The following is a 26,721-nucleotide window of genomic DNA, read 5'->3' on the forward strand; positions in this document are numbered from 1 at the left end:
ATTATAGTCATTCAGGTAACCTGAGTGCTAGTTCTTGACTAACGAGACCCTCAATGAGCAAAGACATTCACGATTCACGAATTCTTATTTTAGACTTTGGTTCGCAATACACGCAATTGATCGCCCGCCGTGTGCGAGAAATTGGTGTTTACTGTGAACTGTGGGCATGGGACGTAACGGAAGAGCAGATCCGTGAGTTCAATCCACAAGGTATCATTCTATCTGGTGGCCCTGAGTCAACAACCTTAGAAAACAGCCCGCGTGCCCCTGAGTATGTATTCAATGCAGGCGTACCTGTACTTGGTATTTGTTACGGCATGCAAACAATGGCTACTCAGCTTGGCGGTAGCGTTCATAGCTCTGATAAGAAAGAGTTTGGTTACGCGCAAGTTGAAAAAGTCGGTAACTGTGCATTATTTGATGCCATTGAAGACAGCATTACCGATGGCGGTGAAGGCATTTTAGACGTGTGGATGAGCCATGGTGATAAAGTAATGGAAATTCCAGATACTTTCAAAACTACTGCTAAAACATCTACTTGCCCACATGCGGCAATGTCTAACGAAGAAAAGCGTTTTTACGGCGTACAATTCCACCCAGAAGTAACCCACACCCATCAAGGCCAACGTTTACTAGAACGCTTTGCGATTGATATTTGTGGTTGTGAAAAACTGTGGACTGCAGCAAAAATCATTGATGACGCCATAGAGCGCATTAAAGATACTGTGGGTGATGACGAAGTAATCTTAGGTTTATCTGGTGGTGTTGATTCATCAGTGGTGGCTATGCTTATTCACCGCGCGATTGGCGACCGTTTAACCTGTGTATTTGTTGATAACGGTTTACTGCGTTTAAACGAAGGTCAGCAAGTAATGGATATGTTTGGCAATAAGTTTGGCCTAAACATTATCAAAGTGGATGCCGAAGAATTATTCTTAGCGGATCTTGCTGGTAAATCAGACCCAGAAGACAAGCGTAAAGCGATTGGCCATACATTTATTAAGGTATTTGATAGCGAATCTAAAAAGCTTAAAAATGCAAAATGGTTAGGTCAAGGTACTATCTATCCAGATGTTATCGAGTCAGCAGCGTCTGCAACTGGTAAAGCGCATGTGATCAAGTCTCACCATAATGTGGGCGGCTTACCAGATGACATGGAAATGGGCTTAGTTGAGCCACTGCGTGAATTATTTAAAGATGAAGTACGTAAAATTGGTTTAGAGCTCGGTTTACCGTACGACATGCTTTATCGTCACCCGTTCCCTGGGCCTGGTCTAGGTGTGCGTGTACTTGGCGAAATCAAAAAAGAGTACTGTGACTTATTACGCCGTGCTGACGCTATCTTCATTGAAGAGCTTCACAAAGCAGAGCTTTACCATAAAGTAAGCCAAGCGTTCACGGTATTCTTACCGGTTAAGTCGGTAGGGGTTATGGGTGATGCACGTAAGTACGATTGGGTTGTTTCACTTCGTTGTGTAGAAACTATCGACTTTATGACTGCACGTTGGTCACATTTACCGTATGAGTTCTTAGGTCTGGTTTCAAACCGCATCATTAATGAAATCGACGGTATCTCACGCGTTGTTTACGATATTTCAGGAAAACCACCTGCGACAATCGAGTGGGAATAATTTTTAGGCCTGAAACGTCTGGCACTAACAGGCATTAAATCTTAATTAAGTCCGCGTAATTGCGGACTTTTTTTGTTCGGAACATCACTGCAAAAATGCTGTGACACTTTGTTCTATAAGTCAAAATATGGCCCAGCCTTGATTCTGCGTTACCAATTCACAAATCAAATAATAACTGTCTAAATCCCAATGATCTGGGCTTAGGGCATTTTCGCGGTTCTCTCCTGAGCGGTTACAGAGTACGAACTGACGACATTGTTGTAGTTGCGAAAGAGTCAATATATCTTCTTTAGCGAGAGGGTGCTTTTTACCGATATACGTTACTTTACGTTGTCAAAAGCTAAAACCAAGCTATCGGTCAAACAACTTGATAAGACCATCGCCATTCGTATCGTGCAATTAGGGTCGTCAAACTTAGTGATGTTTATCTACTTCAGCTTCGTCATGGCGTTCCATAACATGCAATTTATGGCCTACGGAGACACCACGCAGTTAGCCGCATTTGCGATTGTTGGCTACTTAGCGAGCTGTTACTACTTCTTCGCTGAAGGCTTAGTCAGCGGCTTGCAGCCACCAGTGAGTCACTACTTAGGCGCCAAGCAATACAAACGCATTAGCGAAACCGTAAAACTGGCTTTTTCTGTTACCGTTGGGTCCGGTATAGCTTTGGTAATACTGTTTAACATTTTTCCAGAAATCTTTATCGGCATCTTTACTACAGGCAATGATGCATTACTTGAAGCAAGCAAAAACGGTATTCGTTTACACTTAATGGCATTGTTTTTAGATGGCTTCTTATTCATGGCGTCCATCTACTTCGTCGCCGTTGGTAAAAGCGGACAAGCCCTGTTTGTTTCCGTCGGCAATATGTTGATACAGTTTCCTTTCCTATTCATCTTGCCGAAATATCTAGGTATCGATGATGTTTGGTTAGCCGTCCCTTTATCTAACATTGCCTTCGCATTGATCGTACTGCCGATGCTATTAAGCAAACTGAAAGGTTTTATGTACATGCACAAACAACAAAGTTTCGCTTAAAAAACAATAAGAAAAAAATAGTAAGGATATTTTTATATCGACGAGCGTTAAATAACTTTGGGGCAAAAGCGAGTTATGAGTTTTAACAACAGAGTCTGCATCACTTAGTATGACTTGATATGCAGCTGGTCGCTCATGTTTTGATACGCTTTAAAAATGGACAACAAGTTGCGTATAAAAAGTGAATAGAATTGAACTTAACCGCGCTTACTACTGAAAAGAAGCACGGGCTTCGTTGTGATATGGCCGAATCCTCAGTCTGGGCCAAAGCTGAACTAAAACGTCTGCGAGTAACAAAAAGTAAAAAATGCTGAGCATGGATATATATGAAGGCTTATCCTAGTTTAGGTAAGTAATTATAAAAACGGCGAATTAGTTGGCTAATTCGCCGTTTTGTTTATTTAAAAAGCAGTTAAACTAAAAGAGTGATTTTTTTCTTTACCTTTAGCGAAACTTCTCTATAATTCGTCGTCATTGCAGGGGCGTAGTTCCAATTGGTAGAACAGCGGTCTCCAAAACCGATGGTTGGGAGTTCGAGTCTCTCCGCCCCTGCCACTTCTTCTTTACATAGCCTTGATTACTTCTTATATTGTTCCAGTGTTTAAATCTACTGAGTTTTTATGCATCCACGATACGCAGCTATTTTTGGTATAGAAAACCTCGAACTAAATCAGCATTTCCGATTACAGCCTGTCGCTGAACAACGTTCTGATGCACCAAGTGCAGCGCCGCAGGTAAATATAGAGCTAAGTACAACGCTATTGGCTGATTTAAATCGCGCTATTGCCCCATTAAAAATTAGCCAAGTAGTGCAAAGCGATAAGCTTGCATGGCATGATGGTCAATTGAGCTTACCAACCCAGCAGCTTAATGCTGATAATAAACGCGCGCTATGGGCGCTGATGAGCACACACCTTGATAACCTTTGAATCTGTTACTGAATTATCCATTGATGCGCTGATGCGTGTTGAGAACGCGTGTCACACTCATCCGTGGACAGTAAACACTATGCAATCATGTCTCGCTGGGCGTTACTTTAATCTAGCTGCGTTTAATGAGCAGCAAATTATTGGTTTTTATATCGGTGAAAAAGCAGGGCCTGACTTTACTTTAATGGATATCTGCGTGGCACCTGATTTTCAGGGGCAGGGGATTGCCAAACAATTGCTTGCAGCGTTTATTGAATACGGCGAAAAGCATCACGCTGAAAACTTATTTTTAGAAGTACGTGAAACCAATACTCGTGCCATCGCCTTATATGAGCAGGCAGGCTTTAGTGAAATGTCGGTACGTAAAAATTACTACCCAAGTAGTGACCCATCAAAAAATGGCCATGAAGATGCTATCTTAATGGGAATGACATTACTTTTTGGTTAATGACTGTTCTTGTTGCAAGGTATATTTTATCGCTTCAATTAAGCTCAGTGCCAAATAATCACGGCGGTTGTGATCACGGCCACGTAAATTATCTTCAAGTGTGGCCGCCGCATGGTGAATATTACTAAAACCAAAACAACCAGCACTGCCTTTTAAACTATGGGCCAGTGCTCTGAGCTGCTCCCACTCACCATTATTGTATAGCTGCGTAACGTCGGTTAAATAACCTGGCAGCTTTAAGCGATAGTTGTCGTTGATCTGTTGAAATTTATCGCTGTTTAGCAAGCTATCCCATTTATTTTGGCTGTCTTTTTCAATATTTAAATAGCTAACAAGCACACTTTCTAAGGCATCTTTATCGATAGGCTTAGCCAGTGCTTCGTCGCAACCGGCTTGCAAATAGGTGTTTACGTCATCTTTCATTACATTCGCGGTAAGTGCAATGATCGGCCCATCGTAGGCTGCATGGCGGAGCATTTGTGTGGCTTCTAAGCCGCCCATTACCGGCATTTGCATGTCCATAATGATTAATTGATAGTCATTCACCAGCGCCATTTCAACAGCTTCTGCACCATTGTTGGCTATATCAGGCTCAAGCCCCCATGTTTGCAGTAATAACTTGATTAGTACTTGGTTGTCAGGGTTATCCTCGGCGACTAATATATTGGCATCAAAGCTATTTTCTGCGAATGAAAGCTGTAAGTCCTTAGCGGGAGTTAATTGGCTTAACTCAGTCAGCATTGGCACTGTTTGTTGTTTATCAGCAGGTAAGTTACAGGCAATTTGCACGCAGAAACAGCTTCCTTGGCCTGGCGTGCTTGTTACATAAACATCACCACCGAGCAATTGTGCTAAATTTTTAGAAATACATAAGCCTAAGCCAGTGCCGCCAAAGCGTCGTGTTGTTGTTGTATCAGCTTGTTCAAAAGGCTTGAATACCCGCTCAACTTCTCGCTCTGACATGCCAATACCGCTATCTTTAATGGCAAATTCTATGAGTTGTAAATCACTGTTATAGGTAATATCTAATTCAATTAAACCTTGCTCGGTAAACTTCACTGCATTGCTGGCAATATTAATGAGAATTTGCTTTAAACGAGTGCTATCACTATTAATTATGCGCGGTAATGGTAAGTGAAAATTGATATTGCAGTTAAGTTTTTTCTCTTGTGATAAAGGACGAATAATCGAATCAATATCATGAACTAACTGCACAATATCTAGCGGTTCTTTTTCAACTGCTAATTTTTCGGCTTCGATTTTCGACAAGTCTAAAATATTATTGATGAGTTCAAGTAAGTGTTTAGAGTTACGTAATATAGTATTTAGGTGCCAAGCGTCGCCGGTTGTATTTTGGCTGTGTAATAGCTGCTCAGTAAAGCCCATGATAGCGGTTAGTGGTGTACGTATCTCATGACTCATATTGGCTAAAAAGCGGCTTTTTAATTGGTTCGCTTGTTCCGCTTGGGCAATGGCCACCTCGAGTTGACTATTCATGGTTTCAAGTGCTTTGGTACGGCTTTCGACTTTATCTTCTAAGTGATGTTTATATTCTTCAAGTTCGTCTTGATAATGACGAATTTGGTTCACCATGTGATTAAAATCATTAAATAATACCCCCACCTCATCATTATTATGGGCAGGCAAATATACCGACAAATCGCCGTCTCCTACTCGATGGCTGGCTGCCCCAAGTAACTCAATTGGGTTAAGTAGTAAATTACGTACCACAATAAAAATCAGCATCGGCAGGGTGATCACTGAAATAATTACAATCAAGGCGGTGATCAAACTGATCGCTTTGCCGGATTGATAAAGCAAGGCTTTGGGGATGGTCGAGACATAATAATAACCGCCGCTCATTTGGATGGCGTAAATCATCCGTTCAACCTTATCAATACTCGATAACTCTATGGTTGAGAGCTTACCTAGATCGGCTAAGTCGTGAATTTGTTGCAGCTCATATTCGCTAATATATTGACCGCGCTTATTGTAGTCTGAGCTAAATAATATTTTGCCATTGCTGGTCAGTAATAAATTTAAGGTATTGTTATAGGGCGCTTCTAAAATGCTGGTATTTAAAATCGATGGCTCAACATGCAACACAATAAACCCTAATTGTTGCGGACGTTTAAGGTAGTAATCAGCACTGTAAATACGTTGAATAAAATACAAACTGGTAGTGCCATCTTGTTTTTGCACCATAAACTGTTGTTGGCGTAAGTTACTTTGTAAAACTTGTGAGAAAAATGGATAGCTGGTTGGTGCGGTATTTAAATTACTGGAGTAATAGGCGTCGCTTTGACCATCCGGAGAAACTAAATTTACGCTAACAATATCGGGGTAAGCTTCTGAATAGCTTGCAAATACATCCATTAGTGCGCCTAGACGACGGGTGTAATTGCCGTTATCGCGTAAGTCATCTGCTAAAAAGTCACTTAGTACAGGGGAGGCCGAGAGTAACTTTGTAGTAGAGTGGAATGAATCGATGTAATTGAACATTTTTTGTTGTTGCTGTTCAACAAAACGGCTAACAATGAGCTCGGCTTGTTTTTGTGTGGAGCTGGTAACGTTGGTGAGAGTAAAGCCACCTAAAAACAATAACGGTAAAATCACCAAAGGCGTGATATACCATAATAATCTTATACTTAACTTACTTGTTCTCATACCCAAACAAAATATCCTCCATGTAATCTATCAATAGTATGCGTTAGCGTAAAATTACACAAGTTTAGTGCGTTCGCTGCAGCAAACGGGTTGAGCTGATTTTAAACCAAGTTATCGGCTAATTACTTGCAATCGTTGCTTTTTTGGCTAAGACAAACAAGGTATAATGTGACTAATTCTATTTTATATTTACAGTGCGTAGCGAAGACCTGTGCTTAGGTTTGTTTTTGGTTGCGCCTTGTTATGACTTAAAGCGGCTTACATGTCTAATTTATTAAACGAAATCAATACGCGACGCACGTTCGCGATCATCTCGCATCCGGATGCTGGTAAAACTACCATCACCGAAAAAGTACTGTTGTTCGGACAAGCTATTCAAAAAGCGGGTACCGTTAAAGGCCGTGGCTCTAATCAACATGCCAAGTCTGACTGGATGGAAATGGAAAAAGAGCGTGGTATCTCGGTCACGACCTCTGTTATGCAATTCCCATACAATAAAGCGCTAGTAAACTTACTTGATACCCCTGGACATGAAGATTTCTCTGAAGATACTTATCGTACCTTAACTGCGGTCGATTCATGTTTGATGGTGATCGATGCGGCTAAAGGTGTTGAAGATCGTACTCGTAAATTAATGGAAGTAACGCGCTTACGTACCACGCCAATTGTCACATTTATGAATAAATGTGACCGCGATATTCGTGATCCGATGGAGTTGTTAGACGAAGTTGAAACAGAGCTAAATATAGCTTGTGCACCGATCACATGGCCAATTGGCTGTGGTAAAGAGTTTAAAGGTGTTTATCATATTCACCGCGGCGAGACCTTGTTATACAAAACCGGCCAAGGTCATACTATTCAAGAAGTACGCAGCATTAAAGGGCTTGATAATCCTGAGCTTGATGCAGCGATTGGCGATGAGCTTGCTGGGCAACTGCGTGAAGAGTTAGAACTTGTTATTGGTGCATCGCACGAATTTGATTTAGAGCTATTTTTAGCGGGTGAGTTATCACCAGTGTACTTTGGTACTGCGCTTGGTAACTTTGGTGTTGATCATGTGCTTGATGGCCTAACTGAGTGGGCACCAACGCCATTACCGCGTGAAACAGAAGACCGTACTGTTGTTGCAACAGAAGAGAACTTCACTGGCTTCGTATTTAAAATTCAAGCGAATATGGACCCTAAGCACCGTGACCGTATTGCGTTTATGCGTATTGTGTCGGGTAAATACAGCCAAGGCATGAAAATGAACCATGTGCGTATAGGTAAACAAGTCAGTATTTCTGATGCGGTAACCTTTATGGCGGGTGATCGTGAGCGTGCAGGTGATGCTTTTGCAGGTGATATTATTGGTTTACATAACCACGGTACGATCCAGATAGGTGATACCTTCACACAAGGTGAAAAGCTTAAATTTACTGGTATTCCAAACTTTGCGCCGGAATTATTCCGCCGCATTCGTCTGCGTGATCCACTTAAGCAAAAGCAATTATTAAAAGGCTTGGTGCAGCTATCTGAAGAAGGGGCAGTACAAGTATTTAGACCGCTTATTAATAACGACTTAATTGTAGGCGCGGTTGGTATATTGCAGTTTGACGTGGTTGTAGCGCGTTTGAAAGCAGAATATAACGTAGATGCTTTATACGAAAGCGTAAATGTAAATACCGCACGTTGGGTAAGTTCGACTGACGTTAAAAAGTTTGAAGATTTTAAACGTAAGTGCGAAAGCAACTTAGCGCTTGATGGCGGCGATAACTTAACTTACATAGCGCCGAGTCGTGTAAATCTTAACTTATCAATTGAGCGCTATCCGGAAGTGACATTTAACCACACGCGTGAAAATTAGACTCAAATTTTAATTTAAAGCCCGCTAACGCGGGCTGGTAAAGGTAATAAATTACATGAATATTCGTACCCTACTAATTGAAAGAGCCATCGCAGCCATGACTGGCGCTGGCTTACCAGCAGATACTAACCCTGCGGTAACACAGAGTACCCGCCCACAATTTGGTGACTACCAAATTAATGGTGCAATGGGCGCTGCTAAAAAAATGAAAAGCAACCCGCGAGAGCTTGCACAACAAATTATTGATCACTTAGATGTAAGTGATATCGCAGATAAAACAGAAATTGCCGGCCCTGGTTTTATCAATATTCACCTAAAACCTGAGTTTTTAGCGCAAAGCTTAAAAGCGGCAAACCAAGATGCAAAGCTGGCTGTTGCTGAGCATGCACAACCGCAAAAAGTAGTGGTTGATTACTCATCACCTAATCTTGCTAAAGAAATGCACGTTGGGCATTTACGTTCAACGATCATTGGCGATGCAGTAGTACGCGCACTGGAGTTTCGTGGCGACACGGTTATTCGTCAAAACCACATGGGCGATTGGGGCACGCAATTTGGTATGCTGATTGCGCATCTGGAAGATCAAATCAGCCAAGGTGTTGATTTAGATTCTGTGGCACTTGCTGATCTAGAAACCTTCTACCGCGACGCTAAAAAGCGTTTTGATGATGAAGAAGGTTTTGCAGATAAAGCGCGTGATTACGTAGTAAAACTACAAGGTGGCGACGCGCATTGTGAAAAACTATGGAAGTTGTTTATCGCAACCTCGGTAAAGCATTCTGAAGAAGTATACAAACGCTTAAATGTAACGCTTACACCAGACGACATCATGGCTGAAAGTGCTTATAACAGTGACCTGAACAATATCATTAAGTTATTACAAGATAAGAATATTGCCGTTGAGTCACAAGGCGCACAGGTGGTGTTTTTAGATGAGCTGGCAAATAAAGATGGTGAGCCATCAGTGTTTATCGTGCAAAAGTCAGGTGGCGGTTTCTTATACGCAACCACCGATTTAGCCGCCTGTGATTACCGTTCAAACAAGTTAGGCGCAGCCCGCATTTTAATTTTTGTTGATGCGCGTCAAAGCCTACACTTCAATCAAGTAGAGCTTACTGCACGTAAAGCCGGTTTACTACGCGATGAAACTAGCTACGAATTTTGCCCATTTGGCACCATGATGGGTGAAGACGGCAAACCATTTAAAACGCGTACAGGTGGCACGGTAAAACTTGCTGATTTACTTGAAGAGTCAATCACTCGAGCTGCTGCTAAGCTTGCTGAGCGTGAGTCTGACTTAACTGATGAAGAGCGCAGTGAAATTGCCCGTAAAGTAGGTATTGGCGCAGTTAAATATGCAGACCTTTCTAAGCACCGAACCAGTGATTACATTTTCAACTGGGACAGTATGCTTAGCTTTGAAGGGGCAACAGCACCTTACTTACAATATGCTTATACTCGTGTACGCAGTATTTTCCGTAAATCAGGCGTAGACGCAGCAAGTTTAAACGCAGATGTCGCTATTGTTGAGCCGCAAGAAAAAACCCTTGCGCTTAAACTACTGCAATTAGAAGAAGTACTTGATCAAATGATCAGTGAGGCAACACCGCACGTATTATGTAGTTACCTATACGAGCTTGCCAGCCTATACATGACCTTCTACGAAGCTTGCCCAGTACTTAAAGAAGGCGTAGAGCCAAGTGTACGCGATAGCCGTTTAGTGCTGTGTAATTTGGTAGCGGATACACTGAAAACGGGCCTAGATCTTTTAGGCATTGAAGTCATGGAGCAAATGTAATCACCGTCGTATTTTAATCTAATACTGCGTTGTCCACTCGACTGACCCTAATCACATACAACTACGTATGCTCATAGGGATAAGTCGAGTGTCCGCCTTATCTTAGACTAAACTACTTAGGTGAACGTCTGCTGTGTGTAGTTCGCTTTAGCTGCGTTAATGAGTTTATTTAGCCTAAGTCACATACAAAATACGTATGCTCCTTGGCGGCATAAATAAACTCACTGCCTTGCTAGCGCTCCTACACTTGCAGATAATTTTAGGTGCTAGGTGCTAGGTGCTAGGTGTAGCTTAACACTGAGCTGCAATTGTTTAATTTTGTAGCTTACAGCTGATAAAGAAGGATTTGATATGAAACTTGAAGATATCCGTCGTGAGTATTTGCAAGATGCTCTGAGCGAAGAGAATTTACTTGATGATCCATTCAAGCAATTTGAAACCTGGCTTGAGCACGCGGTAGCAAGTAAACTGCCAGATCCAACGGCGATGGTGGTGGCAACGGTTGATGAAACCGGTCAGCCTTCGCAACGTATTGTGTTGTTAAAGCATCTTGATGATAACGGGTTTGTGTTTTTTACCAATACCGGCTCGCGTAAAGCACAAGAGCTTAAAGGCAATAATAAAATCTCTTTGCATTTTCCGTGGCACCATATGGAGCGCCAAGTGATTGTTTATGGTGAAGCACAACCGCTGCCAACTTCAGCGGTTGCCAAGTACTTTTTGTCACGTCCCAAAGAAAGCCAGTTAGCTGCATGGGCTTCAAAGCAAAGCCGTCCTGTATCATCGCGTAAAGTGTTGATGGAAACTTTTGCTAATATGAAAACCAAGTTTGCTAAAGGCGAAATACCATTGCCAGATTTTTGGGGGGGATACTGTGTTGTGCCAACAAAAATTGAGTTTTGGCAAGGTGGTGCACACCGCCTGCATGACCGTTTTATATATCAGCGTCAAGCTGATAACAGCTGGCAAATTACACGTTTAAACCCATAGTTTATTATGGCGTTTATTGATTCCCACTGCCATTTAGATTTTACTGAATTTGATGCCACCCGCACCAAGCTAATTCAGCAATGTCAGCAGCTGGGGATCGAAAAATTGATCGTGCCGGGGATCACTTTGGCACAATCTCTTTCTTTATGCGCTTTTGCTAAACAGCATTCTGCAGTGCGCATCGGTGCAGGTTTACATCCTTACTTTTTAGCAGAATATCACCACAGTCATTTAGCCAAACTGACTGAGTTTACTGTGCAACATCGCCAGCAATTGGTCGCTATTGGCGAGTGTGGTATTGACCGCAGTATTGACGATATTGTTTTGCAAACTCAGATATTTGAGCACCATATTGATCTTGCTAATCAGCTTGAATTGCCATTGATTGTGCATCATCGACAAAGCCATAACCTTATTGCACAGTCATTTAAGCGCTGTAAGCCAAAATATGGTGGTGTTATACATGCTTTTTCAGGCTCATTACAACAAGCACAGTATTATATTAAACAGGGTTTTAAAATCGGGGTGGGCGGGGTGATCACTTATCAGCGAGCACAAAAAACACGTTCCGTTGTTGCTCACATAGCACCTGAACACTTACTACTTGAAACAGATGCACCTGCAATGCCGTTAGCGGGCTTTCAAGGGCAAATAAACACGCCGTTACAGTTACCCCTGGTGTTTGAGCAGTTATGTCAATTAAAGCAGATCACAACAGCTTATAAGGCTGGTTTTCAAAAGCAGCTTTATGATTCGTGCTCAGAACTTTTTCGGATATAACGATTTACTTGCCAGCGCTTTAAACCACGGCCTAATTGCCAAGTAAAAATGCAGGTTATCACTAGCATTAGTAATACTTGGCGGCCTAAGTCATGAAAGCTGCTATGACTGGTTGCTACTGCTGAGCGGGTCAAGTAAGTTATTGCAACAAATCCTAGTGGGCGATCGTCATCACTGATTATCGGTTCAACAAACGGGGTTTTAAGTTTACTAATACCTGGAGTGGAGTTGGGCAGCTTACCTAAAATATGGTGAGCTTGCCAATTATCACTACTGGCGATAAGTATGCCTTGCTGATCATAAATCGTTGCAGCCAGTACAAACTCATCTTTGCTTATGCTGTTACATAAGGCTGTTAATTCAGGTTTGTTTTTTTCAAGTAGCGGCGTTTTGGCATTGAGAGCCATAAAACGAGTTAAGCTTTTTGCTGTGCTGTCGGCACTATCATAAAGCAACTGGTGGCTTTGAAAACTACCATTAACAGCAACCCAAGTCAGCAATACAAAGCATGCCGCAGCAATACTTAATCGCACTAGGCGTTGCCTAAGAGATGCTGAAATAGGGTTTTTAAGATGGTTATTTTTCATAGTCACCGTTTACGCTGCTGACAGCTTTTGTTTTTGATGTTACAACTAAGCGTAACTATAACCTTAAATCCCCCTTTATGGCGAATTAATACCAATCGACTTAAATATTTAGTCTTTCTAGCGTGCTAAATAAAGCGCTAACGGCGTTATAAGTTTTTTATGTAGAACAACTACATATAAAATTTATGCCTTGTTATCACTCTATTTATCCGTCGCTATAAATGACCAATAACCTAACACGATTGGTATAATTGTTATTTTACAGGGGAGACATTAGTATCATTTTTGGAGTTATCATGACATTGGAGCGCTTTGCGAGCCTTTCATCAGAGCAGTTATCGGCACAGTTGTCGTTAGGTATGTGGTATCACTATCAAGATGCTTTATTAGTACCAACAAGCTTACCAACTGATCCGCAAGGAATGTTTAGTATTGCTTTTGCAGGGGACTTTAGCGGCCAACAACTAGCTAATATAATTAACTTTTTAGCTCAGCAGCAGTTTATTGTCAGTGCATTTTGTCGTTATCAACCAGAGCCAAACTTAAGCCCCGCACTGTGTTTTTACAGCGAGACACTAAGTCCAAGCATTAATCCTTTGGTACTGAATGAATTTGCCCATCCATTGGGATTTCAACTTGTACAAGTTAGTAAGCCACCGATTTTAACTAAGCCTGGTTTATTAGTAATGGATATGGACTCAACCGCCATTACGATTGAATGTATTGACGAAATCGCAAGGCTTGCTGATGTATATGATGATGTCGCAGCGGTAACCGCACAAGCGATGGCTGGTAAGTTAGATTTTAGTGAAAGCTTACATCAACGAGTCGCTAAACTTGGGGGTATTGAGCAAAGCTTAATTGATGAACTAAAAAATAGTTTACCATTAATGCCAGGGATCAAAGCGCTATGCCAAGTGCTAAAGCAGCATAATTGGTATTTAGCCATTGCCTCAGGTGGCTTTGTGCCATTTGCTGAACAAGTGCAAAAACTGCTTGAACTAGACGAAGTACATGCCAATGTTTTGGAATTTAAAGATAATAAGTTAACAGGTAAAGTGCTAGGCACGATTGTTGATGCGCAGCAAAAAGCCGTGGTGTTGAGCCAATTACAGCAACGATTAAATTTACCTACGCAACAAACAGTAGCGATTGGTGATGGTGCGAATGATTTGACCATGATGGCTGCGGCAGGACTCGGTGTTGCCGTACACGGTAAACCTAAAGTTGTTGAACAAGCCCAAGCTGCAATTTGCCAAGGCTCGCTATTACAACTGTTATATTTATTAACTATTCCTGTTATTAAGTAACGGAGTTAAGTTAGCCGTTTAAGCCAAGTCTGCTTGCGCTTATTCATTTGGTCTACCAGCTCTGCGGTAAAGTCCAAATGACTAAGCGTTTCATCTGTTACATCAACCATGTCACCAACACCTGTTACTGCCCACAGTGCCTCTTCAAGATCTTTTGCTTTGTGCAATGCATATTGGCTTACGTATTTTAACTCGTTAGATAAGTAATCTGTATCAGGGCGGCCAGTGCGTGAAATATAAATACGCATTATAAAGATCAACTCAGATTTGAGACCTTTCTTTAAAAAGAGTAACTGTGGGGCATAATCCTCGCCTGCACTGCACTTGCTTTTTATAGCGTCTTTAATGGTCGGTTTTTTAGGATCAAAACGAATAAATAAAGTGAAAGGTAGAGGAGGATCTTGACGACTGCGATCTTTTATAAGCGGTGTGATCACGCCATTGAGCTGCTCTGGCGATAAAAAAGCATCAATGCTGGTGGTATTATTAAGCAAGCCATAGTTTTGCAAAATAATATGCAATGGGCTCGGGTACAAGCCTTGACCAATTGCTCCTGTTTTAAAATGTGCAGCTTCTTTATGTAAATAAAACGGAAATTGGCAGACACTTTTAGTTACCATATTTCGCAGCGCTGTCGATAATCCTGGCACCTTTGGCGCTTCTTCAGATACTTTTAGTTTATCTTTATTATTTTCAATTAACTGCGTAAAAAATTTCACCCCTTCGTGTGGGTTATCAACAATACGTAAGGCTTTTAAGTTGATAGTGGTGAACGATTTACTGACCGCCATCACTTCGTACTTTAATTTACTCAGCGTGTGCTTTTTGGTTATTTTTTGCAGCTCAGGTAAGCTTAATTCAACAACTTCACCTTTTTGAAAAGTAACCGGTTGGTCACACTCAATTTGCAACCCCATCACCGAGAAATCACGACTATGAGCGGTATGTGTTTGCTCATCCTGAGTTGTTAATACTACATCGGTTTTATACAAATAGCGTTTGTGAGAGCGTAGGTTTACATACTCTAAATCCACGGTTTCAAGCTTTGGTGGGGTTTTATGTTTGCCATGGCCAAAGTGCTTGAGCTGATTAACTATACTTTTATCGTAACTAAAACTTTGATAATGCGCTCGTTCAACGTCTGTTCCGACTGCTGTTAAAATCACAAGATATTTTACGTCTTTGATCATTCCTTGTACGCGAGGCGTTGGTGGCTTGTTTAATTTTTCAATATCTTTGCCAGCGGTATTTGGTAAGCTTAATGGAATAAATGAATCTTCTGGATGGCTTGGCATTAACTGTACTTTAAAACATTGCCAGCTTTCTTTTTGGCTACCAAAACCAAAAAATAATGCGCTTAATTGCGGCTCTGCAGTCAACTCCGTGCGTGTTGCTGAGTAATAATATACTTTTCCAGCAACCACGTGCGTAAAGGTGTATAAATACTCTTCTTTAACTGGGGCTGGGTTACTTAGTAACTGACTTAAACGTTGCTGATTTAAAATAGTGTATAAACATGACAGCTTTCGCTCATCGCAAAAATAACGCTGAATAAAAATATTGTTTTCAGTGGTCAGCACTAAACTTGGGTAGAGTTTATCGTTTTGCAAACTAAAAAAAGTAAATAACGAAGTCACCCGGGGAATATAGTACTGCTCATAGCCTTTTGAGACGACGGCATCTAAAGTATTATCTAAATTTACTTTATAGCGACGCTTATTGCCGTGAATAAAGCTTTCTAAAAACTCATCAAATTTTGCGTTATTTTCTATAAAAGTACGTTTTAAGCGAATATGATTAAATTCCGCAGAGATTTTCTCAACTGCAACAACTTCATATTGAATGCCGTTTTTTAAACCTAATTCAAAATCTTGCTCAAGACCGACTAAACGCAGTCCTAATAACTGCCCTTTTTTGACTTGATAGCGCGGTGAGAGCTTTATTTTTGCGCCACTTAAAGATATATCTGAGGTGGTTGCTGCAATGGTGTTGTCTTTGTTGAGTTCTACAGTGATTTTGATTGAATAGTTCATCCGTTCTTCACGGCGACTTTCATAAGAGGCAAATTTAATAACCTGGCAATCTAATTTTTGTTCATTCTGTAACTCAGGTTGCTTAGCTTGTTCAGCGGCTTTTTTTTGCATTACACGATGGTTATTATCGGTGTTCATTACAGCTTCGTAAACAGCAAGGGTATAACCACCATGGCGTTCTATGGCTTGTTCAAATACCGCAATAGCGGTTTCATCCATAAAGTGTTGTTTGCCTTCATACTCATAAGGTTTAACTTGGCCTGTTACTTGGCCGCGTAAATCAATAAAACGGGCGATAGGTTGCGACAAGCGCGACATTTCCATCTTGATCAAGAACTGCTCAGGTTTTGTTAAACCCGCTGTCTTCGATTTAAAGATCGTGTCAAATTTGGCATTACCTAAATATGATTTAAGCTCATCAACTAAACTTTCATATTTAAGCAGAGTGTCTTCAGTCATTTATAAAACCATCACCGTCTATTCTAAAAAGTTGGTATACTGCACATGTATTTACACACTCACTTGGTTGCTGGTTTGCAGCATGTGCGGTGTAATGAGTTACCATCTTTAATTTTTATTATTATGAGATTGCCAAATAAATGGCTCATTACTTTAGTTTATTAATCAAAAAAGCCCAAGCTAAAAAGATTAAGCAAAAAATATGCCCTAAAGTAAAAGTGATAAACCTTGCTTTTTTATATATCTCGATTGTGGCGTTGAATTGCCTTATTGGCAAGGTCAATATTCAGCGCACGATAACGTAACAATAAATTAAAGATCATCCTAGTATGGACATAAATGATTTCAAAATGACGAAGGTAGGCAAAAGTTAATGGCAAAAGCGGCAAAAATAGAGTTTGTTTGCACCGAATGCGGAATGAACTACCAACGCTGGCAAGGACAGTGTCGCTGCGGCGCATGGAATACCTTAGCCGAATTTAAGCCCTCAGCAGGGCAAACTAAAAAAGCAGCAACGCGCAGCGTTGTTGGCGGCTATGCTGGTGGCGTTGGCGGTGGCTCGAAAAAAATTAATGACATCGCAACCACCGAAGCCGAAAAGCAACTAACCGGTATTGGTGAACTTGACCGAGTATTATCAGGTGGCGTAACCACAGGTTCTGTGAATATTATTTCAGGCGATCCCGGAGCAGGTAAAACGACTTTATTATCGGATTTAGTCGCGCGCATGTCACAGCGTATGCCATCACTTTACTGCACCGCAGAAGAGTCGTTATCGCAATTTAAAAATCGTGTTAATCGCTTAAAACTCGATTACAACCCAGACGAACTGTATTTGTTATCAGAAACCAGTGTTGAAACCATTATCGACGAGCTTGAAAAAAATAACATCAAGTTTGCAGTAATCGATTCTATTCAAGCGGTTGTTACTGATACCGCAAACGGCAGCCCAGGTTCACCGTCACAAGTTAAAAGTGCCGCGCAAGCGCTTACACAGTACTGTAAGCAAAACGACGTCACTATGTTTATTATTGCCCACGTAAATAAAAATAATGAAATAGCGGGGCCGCAAACCTTAGTGCATATTGTTGATGCGTTATTACATATCGACACTAACGATGGGCAAATACGTACCTTGCGCGCCAATAAAAACCGCTTTGGTGACATTGATACTGTGGGCATTTTTAGAATGTGCGAACGCGGTATGCTAAGTGTTGATAACCCCAGTGAAATATTCTTATCGGGATCAAGTACCGACTCACCCGGTTCAACCATTACTTGCATTCGAAAGGGCAACCGCAACTTGTTGCTCGAAATACAATGTTTAACCACCGAAACCGAGGCGGAGTTTCCACAGCGAGTGTGCGTAGGTTTAAATATGAACCGAATAAAAATGCTCACTGGTATTTTACGCAAGCACACTAAAACCAAAATCTTTCATGATACGTTTTTTAATATTGTTGGCGGGCTGAGAATTGATGAAACCGAAACTTGTATCGATTTAGCCTTAGTGACTGCCTTACTCAGTAGCTTAAATGAGTTTGTTGTACCGCGTACCACCTGCATAATGGGGGAGCTGAGTTTAAACGGTGACGTACGGCCAATCGACAGTGGCGTGCCACGCGTTAAAGAAGCTGCCCAACATGGTTTTACCGAAATATTTATTCCATTTCGTAATTACCATAAATCAATGGAAGGGCTGGGCGCTAAAATAACCCCAGTTAAAACAGTGCATGAACTGCTAAGTTTAATTAATTAGCCACGCTCAAAAAAGTGCAAATCAATTTGCACTTACTTATGCTAGGCCTTATCAAAGGTATTATTGAATGATACGCTTAGCAAAATCTTAAGTCTAAAGCCGTTAGAGACTAAGCTAAATAACAACGGTGATAATAGAAATCGTAATAAGGAAATAGAATGAAAAAACTCGCAATTGTTGCTGTTGTTGTCGTTGCGGCTATCGGTGGTGTTAGCTATGCAAATCATGCACTGACTCAAGAAGTTAAAGTAGAGGTTGATCGTCAGCTTGCATTAATGAGCCAGCAAATGGGTGTAACAGCCAGTTATGAAGATATTTCGGCCAGCGTGCTTGGGCAAAGTGTTGAAATATCAAATATGCAAATCACTGGGTTTGATCAGCAGCTAGTTGCTAATATTGCGAGCATTGAAGTGGCGGGATATGAAGTAGATAAAATTGCTCCTCGTACCGAGTTGAGCATAAAAAACTTTACCTTCAGTGAGCATTTTTTAGCGCAGTTACCACCAGACGCTAACAATAAACTCGCTGCTGCTAGCTATGATCTCCATACATTGATGAACTATGATGAAAAATCAGGTGATAGTGATATCGACTTTGCGCTTAATGCTAAAAATATTGTAGGCCTTAATTTTAACCTCGGTCTAGCAAAATCAACCGCATTGATGAATGCTTCATTGGCGCTGAGCAAAATGCAGCAACAACTAGGTAGTCAACAGCCGACTTTAGAGCAGCAATTACAGCAACAAACCTTACTAATGGAGGCGCTTGCAGAGCTTGAACCACGCAGCATCGAAATTGCCCTCAATAACGAAGGTGAATTTAAAGCACTCGTTGAACAAACGCTTGAAAAGCAAGGTATGACGCTGGAGCAAATGCAGCAAATGGTCAATATGCAGCTACAACAAGCGCCAGTCAGCGAGGAACTGAGTGAAGCGATTAAAAACTTCACGCAGGGCTTAAGCTCATTAACCGTGTCAGCAAGCTTGCCAGAAGGGCAAACCATGACCGAAATTAACCAACAGATCTTCACCCTAATGGGGCAACCAGAAGAACTGGCAGAGTTTATAAATTTAAAAGCGAAGGGCGAATAGCTCGTAGAGCTATAAGTTGTAAGCCTTAAGCGGTAAGTTTAAGACAAAATACAGTTTTGAGTTATTTTAAAGCGCGAGTTAATCTCGCGCTTTTTTATTGGCGATTCGGGTGAGGGACTAGGATTTAGGCGCTAGGAACTAGGAAAAACCAAAGCAGGTCGGCGTAAAATTTATTATCGTAGGTTGTGGTTCAGAGCAACGAAACCCAACGGTGAAAATTAAAGTTTAGAGATTGTTTCAAGTGGGAAACTGACGTTGATATAGATTTAGGATAATAACTCATTGAATAATCAAGCTGTTGTTTGCTCCCATATTCAGGAAAATGAGCGACACGCGTATCTTTATCTGCTTTATTTTCCTGTATTCATAAACAGTTTTGAGTTTTTTTAACAACTCGCGGGTTTATTTCTTGTGATTTACAATAACAAAATAACAACAAAGATAAATCCCTTGATTTACATTTAGATACAGAGTTAGACTGAAAGTATTAAAAAACTCAAAGGATTTTCTGTCTGCAACTTGTGGGTTTAGATCCTTTGAATAAGCTGTTAGGTGTCTATGAAAGTTGTCTACATTTACGGTTTTCAAGGGATGTTTGTTGGAAACTCAGAATATGACTATGTTGAGCCTGAAATTGGTGTTGTTCATAAATGTATGGTGTTCATAGCTCAAGATATTGATGAGTTAAATTTTGATCGGGCATTAATTGAAGTTAAAAAATATGGCTTCGACCAAGTGATAAATTTAACAGGTAACACCTTGAAGGTAGAGGTGCTTAATACCGACACTTATAAAGGTTTTACTGGTTTTTATACAGAAGCACTTGAAGAAGGAAGTTCACTTGTTTACTACCCAAACACCTAACAAACTGCTCAAGTTCGCAGCAAAATACGCTGCGGGACAGTTACTCGCTGGCTTCGCCAACAACACTCGCAACTGCCCCTTAGCAGGGCGTTAGGCATACAAGGAGAGTTCAGTGAAAAAATTAACTTTAGTATTTATATCCCTTATTTTATCTTTTTCAAGTTTAGCAAAGGACAAATTTACGACAGATCAGTTAATCGAAAAAGCCAAGACATTTGTATCAGCCAAAAATGCTCGCCAACAACCAAATACAACCACCAAAGAAATAGATCATTATATATCGCTATTGTCTGATAATTTCATTGATGAACATGTTAAATTTAAGTTTACGTATACTGAGAAATCGAAACTCCGTTCTGACATGGTTGGTAAACTAAAAGATGAAGTTATAAACAGTAATATTGAGATAAACGAAATTATGGTAGGGGCTAATGTTGTTTTTATAAAAATGACTGAAATGGGTAAAGTTAAGCCTGCACATTTAGATAAAACCATTGAATATAGTAAAACTAATATTGTCTCATTAGAATTTAACGAATCAGGTTTAATAAAGCATATCCGCCGACACCACGGTTAATGTATGCCTAACAAGCTGTTAAACAAGGACAAAAAACAGTTGGTTTTTGCTCCTTCGTCGCTTATTTTAACCAACTGTTTTATTGCCTGTTAACAGGGCGTTAGGCATACAAGATGAACACTGAGTTTCATACTGAATTCATTGGACGTGATGAGATGATTAAAGAGATGACTTTTATCGTCGACTACTTCAACCCTAAAGAGAGCCATTGTAAAATTTGGTTTGGCTTCGCTTGGGGCGTTCAATATTATGATTCGAATGAATGGTGTCCTGAGCAAATATTAATTACTGATGTTTTAGGGAAAGTCAGGCTTTTGGAAAGTCAAAATTTGGGTTTGATTGGAAAGGATGACTGCATTATTTCTTTTCAAAATCTAGATGTTAAATTCTGTAACGATGGTGATCTTCATATCATATTTAGCGAAGCTACAGATGAGTCTGAATATTTGTTGAATCGTTGGGAAAGTATAGGTTTTGGTCCGGTGCAAAAGTATGCCTAACAAAAACATCATGGTGGGAATTTTACTCGCTGAAACAGCGCTCCTAAAATCCCCATATGTTAAGCGTTATACCCCAAAGTAATTATGAATATAAATCAATACTATGACAGTGCTAAAGAAATTGGAGAAAAGACAAATGAGCTAAACTCATCTGTCTTAAGCGCCCTCAATTATGATTCTGAAAATGATCACCCTTCCCAATGGGTGCCAGAAGTGCAAAAGTCATTGATTTCTTTCTATAGAGAGCATCCAAATTCAGAAAGCGCGGAAAAGATTCTAAAGTTGTATGTTCAAGGCGAAATCCTTGAAGATAGATCTGAACGAAATTTAGTAGTAAAAGTGGGTTTTAGTTGCTTATTTATTGGCTTAATCGCTGGTTGGTACATTTGGGGTAATGGTGTATAACAAAAACATTATGGTGGGAATTTTACTCGCTGAAAAAGCGCTCCTAAAATCCCCATATGTTAAGCGTTATATACCTCAAAGAATAAACTTCTTCGCAAGTCTAATAAAAACATAAATAGGGAAATTAAATGAAAGTCATTCAATATATATACTTAGCCTGCATACTAATATTTTCCTTCGATAGTTTGGCGATAGTCGTTCGCCATGATGTTCAAGCTAGCAAGTATGAATTAGAAAAAACACCATCGTTTTTCGTCGATATGCCAGATGGCGGGCATGGTGCTTTGATAGCTCCTAATTGGGTCGTGACGGTAGCACACCTTTTACCACCAAATATTATTGATAAAACACTACAAATCGGCGAATACGAAGTTGAAGTTGAAAAGGTAATCATCCATCCCGGTATAACGGATATTCCTGAGAGCATGTTAAGTGGGGACGCTTCTGATTTAATGGACTTTATGATGACTGCCCACGATATTGCTTTAGTAAAGTTAAGTTCTGACTTACCAGATAGCGCCCCCATTGACATATATTCTGAAAACAAAGAGCTCAACCAAGTAATAACAGGGTATGGCAGAGGGACAACGGGAAATGGTATAACTGGTTCTATTCAAGGAACTCAGGGGAAATTTAGACTTCTGCAAAATAGAATTGAAGAAGCCCATACTAATTGGTTATCAATCACTTTTGACTCCGGTGAAAAAGCTCTTGACCTTGAAGGGATTGACGGTTCCGGTGATAGCGGTGGCCCTTTGATTATGGCCGTTGAAGGAAAAAACTATTTAGTTGCCTTGTTTAGCTGGGACTATATTGAGGGAAATTTAGAAGAGTTTGCGGCTGGTCATTACGGAAAAAAGTCTTACCAGGTCAGAATTTCTACTTATAGTGATTGGATCAGAAAAACCATGTCCGAAAACTAAATAACGGTATATAACAATTTACTCAAAAGGACGTAAAACGCTTGGCTTGCGCTCCTTCGTCGCTAAGTTTAGCCAAGCATTTTACGCCCATTAGTAATGCGTTAGCAGCCAAGTGGATAAAACTTTAGGAATTCAATTATTTTAGAACCGACAATCAGCACCTATTACGTCAGCAACATAGAGGGGCTAAACTCAGAACCCCTGTTTCTGGTTGGTTATATAATCGCCTCTGTAGTTTTGTTTGTCGCGTTAAAATATACTCCTTTTATAAGTGCAATATCACAAGTCACAAAAGTTAAAGGCAAATACATCTTCCTATTTATTTCTCTGGTATTTGTGTTTGGATTAATATCCACTTCTCTCAATTACATCTATTTATATACTGTTAAACTCGCTGTAAAAAATAATGAAGTTCAAAAAATTAAGGGTTGTATTGCTAATTATGAAGTCAATCAAAGTAATAGCCGTTTAGAGTCATTTTCTATTTCAGGTATTGCGTTTAAGTACAATGATTATGGCACTGAGAAGTATTTTTTTGCTAATAGGCAACACGATAGCTTTATAAAAAATGGTCGTTGTGTTGTTATTGCATTCATACCAAGCAGTTCAAATAACATTATAAAAATCGATAAGGTTTAAATATGCAGTTGGCTGCTAACAAACCAATCAATCCGACCTCAACTCGCTGTGCTCATTTCGTCGGCTTATCGGGGCGTTATGCATCTAGGTAGATTGAGCAATGGAAGCGAGACCTAACAAATCTGAAGAGTTATTCCTCAGTCTTGGATACAACCGGTTTTACGACTTGTACGATGAGATCATGGAGGATAATTTCTGGGAAAAAGAAAATAGCTATAGGTTTGGCAAGGTATCGAGTATCTTTGCAGTTTACTCGGAGCTTTTATCCTACGAACCATTCAAGCATGTGCTTGAAGCGATAAAGATACAGCGACCTCCGATGGAATCCGAGATTGGAGGCCCACTGTTTAAGTTCGTACGTAACATACTCGCTCATTTCCCCGTATTTGAAACGTGGGATGAGGTGTGGGTAAGTAAAGAGCTAGTTAATTGGCAGAAAGAAGGCCTGACGATTGACCGCTTCCTAAAGAAGTATGCAGGTCACGGTGAAGTGAAGTATCGCTTTTGGGAAGAAGATAAAAAACGCATGACTTATATGAACATTCGTTTTCCTGAAGAATACGGTAATAACAAAATACATCTTAAAGATATGATCGAAGAAAAAGACGGGGTGAAATTTTCACTCATTATGATGCGCCAAATACTTAATACACAAGTAGAGTCAGTTGGTGAAAATGCATAACAAACAAAGGCAGCCGGATTCGTTCCTCGCTCGCTGCTTTGGGCGTTATGCACAAAAATTATGAATAAACTTTACGATCATCCTGACGCTTTTGAAGCGGAAATTACCATTTTTACCGAACAAGAAGGTGGACGAAAAACTCCACCAAAAAATGGTATAAGATGGGATTTAACTTATGCAGAGAATAACCCCGAAGGCCGAATGTTTATGATTTGGCCAGAGTTCATTGACGAAAACGGTGATTCTATTGATACCGGCGTTCCGTTAACCGGTAAACTGAAAGCTAGAATGCATATCGTGGCCAAGGAAATGATGGAGTTTCATTCTGTTCGAATTTCAGTGGGGACTAAATTTTTCAGCATGGAAGGGCCGAAAAAAGTTGCAAAAGGTGTGGTCACAAAAGTTACGGGGCTTAGCAAAATCAATGAAGCATAACCAGCGGCTCAAACGGACAAATATTCGCTGTAACCTTTTATGCAAAGAAACGCATAAAAGCCGGCATCAAACATTTGCGCGGTTAGCCGGGCGTTAGTTTGCAAGGAAGTATTATGCACATCGAATACATGAGAGATAAAAGCAAGGAAATGCCAATCTTTGAGAATCCACTTGAGATCAAGTCTATGACTATCTGGCACTGCAATTATTTATCATTTTCCCAAATATCAAAATGCACCTATCTTGAACAACTCAATATAGCTAATTTGCTAGAAAGTGATTTTTGCTTTCTTTCAAAGTGCAGCAGTTTAAAATTTCTTTCAATTACGCACTTACCAAACATTACAAGCTTCGACGCACTTTCAGGTTTACTTGAGCTAGAAACACTCTCTTTATCAACATTACCAAGCTGGGATTCATCGGGTAAAAAAACGATAGTTGATTCGTTACTCCCTTTGGCAAAGTTGCCTAATTTAAAGCACATTGAATTATTTGGTGTAATCCCAGAAATTGTGTCTCTCGAAACCCTTAGCATTTTTAGTGGATTGAGTAGTGCTCGCTTCTCCAAGTATCCTAAAAAAATTACCAATGCATTTTACAAGCAAACAGGCATAAGTGATGATTGGGCACCGGAGTTTAAAATTGCAAACTAACAAGCCAAGCCATCGGAAAACCGCTCACTGGCTGCGCCAAAACGTTTGCGTTTTCAGCTGCTTGGGGCGTTAGCTGCTTAGGTAGGCTCCTGAATAATTTAAAGTGTTACATTAAAGATGAATAACGCAATTAAACTAATTTTCTATTTCACATTCGCTGTGCTTATATCTGGCTGCACTTCAATTGGAAGCTACATTATATCAAATCCTGATGTTTATTTATCAGAGACCGAATTTATCAAAGCTGAGCCTGAAGAAATCGGTTTCATAAAACACGAATTTTGCTCAATTAATAAAAAAGAGTGCATTCCATATATAACCGCTCCTGCTTACCTAGCGGAGGATTTCCCAACGGGGAACTCTGTATATTACAACCTTCATGCAATAGGCAATGGAGTAGAAAATACGATATCTTACAAAATGACGCCTGATACATTTGATCGTTTCAAGGGAACTGCTGTATTGCTGCATGGATATGGAGGCAATAAAGAAGTTATGATAGCTACTGCTATCTATTTCAGAGCTCTTGGTATGAACGTGGTCATCCCTGATCTATTTGGTCATGGCGAATCAAGAGAAAAGTTCGCTTTTGGTTCGCAGGAACATCAGATACTTTCACAACTTCTACATCAATTAATAACTAAAAAAGATAATCAAGAATTTACGATAGTTGTCGGTCATTCCATGGGAACTTTAACCGCAAGTAATCTACTTTTATCTGAACATGTAGATGCAGCTATTTTACTTGCCCCAATGATGAGATTCGACCTAGCTGCAAAAGAATTCTTACCGTATAAAGCTCCTATGTTAAGCCGTTTTTTGTCCGAACACGTGGATGATATTGTTACGAAAACAATGGAAGATGCATCAGTTACATTGGAAGAAACTGACTTATTAATTAATTTAAATGAAAGCAGTAAACCAATATTGTTAGTAAACTCAAATATTGATTCGGTTTCACCACCTAATTACTTTTTGTCAGTTAAAAATAAACAGGTAAAAAAACTTATATTTGAAAATCGAGCTCATTCAAGTTTGATGGTTTTCAATAAAGAAGATTCCAGTAAAATTGAGAAGTGGTTATTTGAATTGTAATGTGTTGAAGCAGCTAATAAGCCAATTAAGCGGGACTAAAAACAGTTTGCTGGTTTCGCTTCGCTACACATTTTAGCAAATAATTTTTAGCCCCTTATTGGGGCGTTGGTATGACTCCCACTGTCAAGTTAAACACACTGATCCTTGCCTAACTTTTTAAGCCATAATTACTTCAGCTCGAATTAGAGCGAGTTAATACATAGGATGAAGCAAGTAATTTCGTCGGTTATCTTGCTGATATGACTACAGGCGTCCTGCCTTTCGTGAATCAGCTGCGCTGTTCAAAATTGTTCCTGACAATTTTGTCGTTGGTTATTACTATTTCTAGTAACAGAGCAGATCTTACTTAGTTCGTCGTGGCACCTGTCTTCAGTCCTATGTTCGTGGTTCAATGCAGCGTTAGCTGCATTGCCATCCTAAAGCTTCCGCGTCCTGCTCACGCCCCTTACCTACATCCATGTCATAGGTAGGTACTTAAGAAAAATATTAAGTACAGCCTTAAAAATTTGGCTCTACCCCATACTGAAATACTCCTGTTTTTCGATCGCGTTTGGGGTGCGCCCTAGCTGCATTTTTCCTCAG

At 40.3% G+C, this 26,721-nt stretch carries 24 protein-coding genes and 1 tRNA gene; 22 read left to right on the forward strand and 3 right to left on the reverse strand.

Annotated features, from left to right (window positions below):
- Positions 1-53: 53 nt before the first annotated feature.
- From guaA to rimI, 5 genes are all read left to right on the forward strand, one after another.
- A complete protein-coding gene (gene guaA / locus H5182_RS06205; protein WP_145235498.1) occupies positions 54-1,631 on the forward strand; it encodes a glutamine-hydrolyzing GMP synthase in 1,578 nt (525 codons plus the stop codon).
- A 300-nt stretch (positions 1,632-1,931) separates the two neighbouring features.
- Complete coding sequence (locus H5182_RS06210) at positions 1,932-2,669, forward strand: MATE family efflux transporter (RefSeq protein WP_310741274.1); 738 nt, start codon at positions 1,932-1,934, stop codon at positions 2,667-2,669.
- A 478-nt stretch (positions 2,670-3,147) separates the two neighbouring features.
- A tRNA-Trp gene (locus H5182_RS06215) sits at positions 3,148-3,224 on the forward strand.
- A gap of 65 nt (positions 3,225-3,289) precedes the next feature.
- Positions 3,290-3,598, forward strand: a complete 309-nt coding sequence (locus tag H5182_RS06220; protein WP_145235500.1) for a hypothetical protein — start codon at positions 3,290-3,292, stop codon at positions 3,596-3,598.
- Positions 3,585-4,046, forward strand: a complete 462-nt coding sequence (gene rimI / locus H5182_RS06225; protein WP_182717138.1) for a ribosomal protein S18-alanine N-acetyltransferase — start codon at positions 3,585-3,587, stop codon at positions 4,044-4,046. The genes H5182_RS06220 and rimI overlap by 14 nt, the downstream gene beginning before the upstream one ends.
- Here rimI and H5182_RS06230 read toward each other — a convergent pair.
- Complete coding sequence (locus H5182_RS06230) at positions 4,032-6,713, reverse strand: hybrid sensor histidine kinase/response regulator (protein WP_182739807.1); 2,682 nt, start codon at positions 6,711-6,713, stop codon at positions 4,032-4,034. The two genes, rimI and H5182_RS06230, sit on opposite strands and share 15 nt — an antisense overlap.
- A gap of 262 nt (positions 6,714-6,975) precedes the next feature.
- Here H5182_RS06230 and prfC point away from each other — a divergent pair, with 262 nt between their 5' ends.
- From prfC to H5182_RS06250, 4 genes are all read left to right on the forward strand, one after another.
- Positions 6,976-8,559, forward strand: coding sequence for a peptide chain release factor 3 (prfC, locus tag H5182_RS06235; RefSeq protein WP_145235504.1), 1,584 nt, complete (start codon positions 6,976-6,978; stop codon positions 8,557-8,559).
- A 55-nt stretch (positions 8,560-8,614) separates the two neighbouring features.
- Positions 8,615-10,357, forward strand: coding sequence for an arginine--tRNA ligase (argS, locus tag H5182_RS06240; protein ID WP_182759714.1), 1,743 nt, complete (start codon positions 8,615-8,617; stop codon positions 10,355-10,357).
- 351 nt (positions 10,358-10,708) lie between these two features.
- Positions 10,709-11,347, forward strand: coding sequence for a pyridoxamine 5'-phosphate oxidase (gene pdxH / locus H5182_RS06245; RefSeq protein ID WP_145235507.1), 639 nt, complete (start codon positions 10,709-10,711; stop codon positions 11,345-11,347).
- Between the two features lie 6 nt (positions 11,348-11,353).
- A complete protein-coding gene (locus tag H5182_RS06250) occupies positions 11,354-12,127 on the forward strand; it encodes a TatD family hydrolase (RefSeq protein WP_182759715.1) in 774 nt (257 codons plus the stop codon).
- Here the strand turns inward: H5182_RS06250 and H5182_RS06255 are convergent.
- Entirely contained in the window at positions 12,094-12,714 is a 621-nt protein-coding gene (locus H5182_RS06255; protein WP_145235511.1) for an AhpA/YtjB family protein, read from the reverse strand. The two genes, H5182_RS06250 and H5182_RS06255, sit on opposite strands and share 34 nt — an antisense overlap.
- A gap of 296 nt (positions 12,715-13,010) precedes the next feature.
- On the opposite strand from H5182_RS06255, the gene serB reads away from it, so the two are divergent.
- Positions 13,011-14,024 (forward strand): phosphoserine phosphatase SerB, encoded by a 1,014-nt coding sequence (gene serB, locus H5182_RS06260; RefSeq protein ID WP_182759716.1) that lies wholly within the window; start codon positions 13,011-13,013, stop codon positions 14,022-14,024.
- A gap of 5 nt (positions 14,025-14,029) precedes the next feature.
- Here the strand turns inward: serB and H5182_RS06265 are convergent, their stop codons facing one another.
- Positions 14,030-16,516 (reverse strand): PilZ domain-containing protein, encoded by a 2,487-nt coding sequence (locus H5182_RS06265; RefSeq protein WP_145235513.1) that lies wholly within the window; start codon positions 16,514-16,516, stop codon positions 14,030-14,032.
- A gap of 373 nt (positions 16,517-16,889) precedes the next feature.
- On the opposite strand from H5182_RS06265, the gene radA reads away from it, so the two are divergent.
- From radA to H5182_RS06325, 12 genes are all read left to right on the forward strand, one after another.
- Positions 16,890-18,275, forward strand: a complete 1,386-nt coding sequence (radA, locus tag H5182_RS06270) for a DNA repair protein RadA (RefSeq protein ID WP_182719606.1) — start codon at positions 16,890-16,892, stop codon at positions 18,273-18,275.
- A 158-nt stretch (positions 18,276-18,433) separates the two neighbouring features.
- Positions 18,434-19,366, forward strand: coding sequence for a hypothetical protein (locus H5182_RS06275; RefSeq protein WP_182734701.1), 933 nt, complete (start codon positions 18,434-18,436; stop codon positions 19,364-19,366).
- 558 nt (positions 19,367-19,924) lie between these two features.
- Positions 19,925-20,230: a hypothetical protein gene (locus tag H5182_RS06280; RefSeq protein WP_145240751.1), complete on the forward strand. Its 306-nt coding sequence runs from the start codon at positions 19,925-19,927 to the stop codon at positions 20,228-20,230.
- A gap of 112 nt (positions 20,231-20,342) precedes the next feature.
- Positions 20,343-20,807 (forward strand): nuclear transport factor 2 family protein, encoded by a 465-nt coding sequence (locus H5182_RS06285; protein WP_182759717.1) that lies wholly within the window; start codon positions 20,343-20,345, stop codon positions 20,805-20,807.
- Between the two features lie 113 nt (positions 20,808-20,920).
- Positions 20,921-21,307 (forward strand): hypothetical protein, encoded by a 387-nt coding sequence (locus tag H5182_RS06290; protein ID WP_182759718.1) that lies wholly within the window; start codon positions 20,921-20,923, stop codon positions 21,305-21,307.
- A gap of 84 nt (positions 21,308-21,391) precedes the next feature.
- Entirely contained in the window at positions 21,392-21,712 is a 321-nt protein-coding gene (locus H5182_RS06295; RefSeq protein WP_182759719.1) for a hypothetical protein, read from the forward strand.
- Between the two features lie 128 nt (positions 21,713-21,840).
- Positions 21,841-22,635, forward strand: coding sequence for a trypsin-like serine protease (locus H5182_RS06300; RefSeq protein ID WP_182759720.1), 795 nt, complete (start codon positions 21,841-21,843; stop codon positions 22,633-22,635).
- Positions 22,636-22,971: 336 nt separating this feature from the next.
- The gene (locus tag H5182_RS06305) at positions 22,972-23,274 is read left to right on the forward strand and encodes a hypothetical protein (protein WP_182759721.1); all 303 of its coding nucleotides are present in this window, start codon (positions 22,972-22,974) and stop codon (positions 23,272-23,274) included.
- 319 nt (positions 23,275-23,593) lie between these two features.
- On the forward strand, positions 23,594-23,956 hold the full coding sequence (locus H5182_RS22285) for a hypothetical protein (RefSeq protein WP_259398242.1): 363 nt from the start codon (positions 23,594-23,596) through the stop codon (positions 23,954-23,956).
- A gap of 60 nt (positions 23,957-24,016) precedes the next feature.
- Positions 24,017-24,391, forward strand: a complete 375-nt coding sequence (locus H5182_RS06315) for a hypothetical protein (protein ID WP_182194570.1) — start codon at positions 24,017-24,019, stop codon at positions 24,389-24,391.
- A 98-nt stretch (positions 24,392-24,489) separates the two neighbouring features.
- Positions 24,490-25,044, forward strand: coding sequence for a hypothetical protein (locus tag H5182_RS06320; protein ID WP_182759723.1), 555 nt, complete (start codon positions 24,490-24,492; stop codon positions 25,042-25,044).
- 117 nt (positions 25,045-25,161) lie between these two features.
- Positions 25,162-26,139: an alpha/beta hydrolase gene (locus tag H5182_RS06325; RefSeq protein ID WP_182759724.1), complete on the forward strand. Its 978-nt coding sequence runs from the start codon at positions 25,162-25,164 to the stop codon at positions 26,137-26,139.
- The last annotated feature ends 582 nt before the right edge of the window (positions 26,140-26,721 follow it).

Source organism: Pseudoalteromonas sp. SG44-17 (genome assembly GCF_014164235.1).
Taxonomy (GTDB): Bacteria; Pseudomonadota; Gammaproteobacteria; order Enterobacterales; family Alteromonadaceae; genus Pseudoalteromonas; species Pseudoalteromonas rhizosphaerae.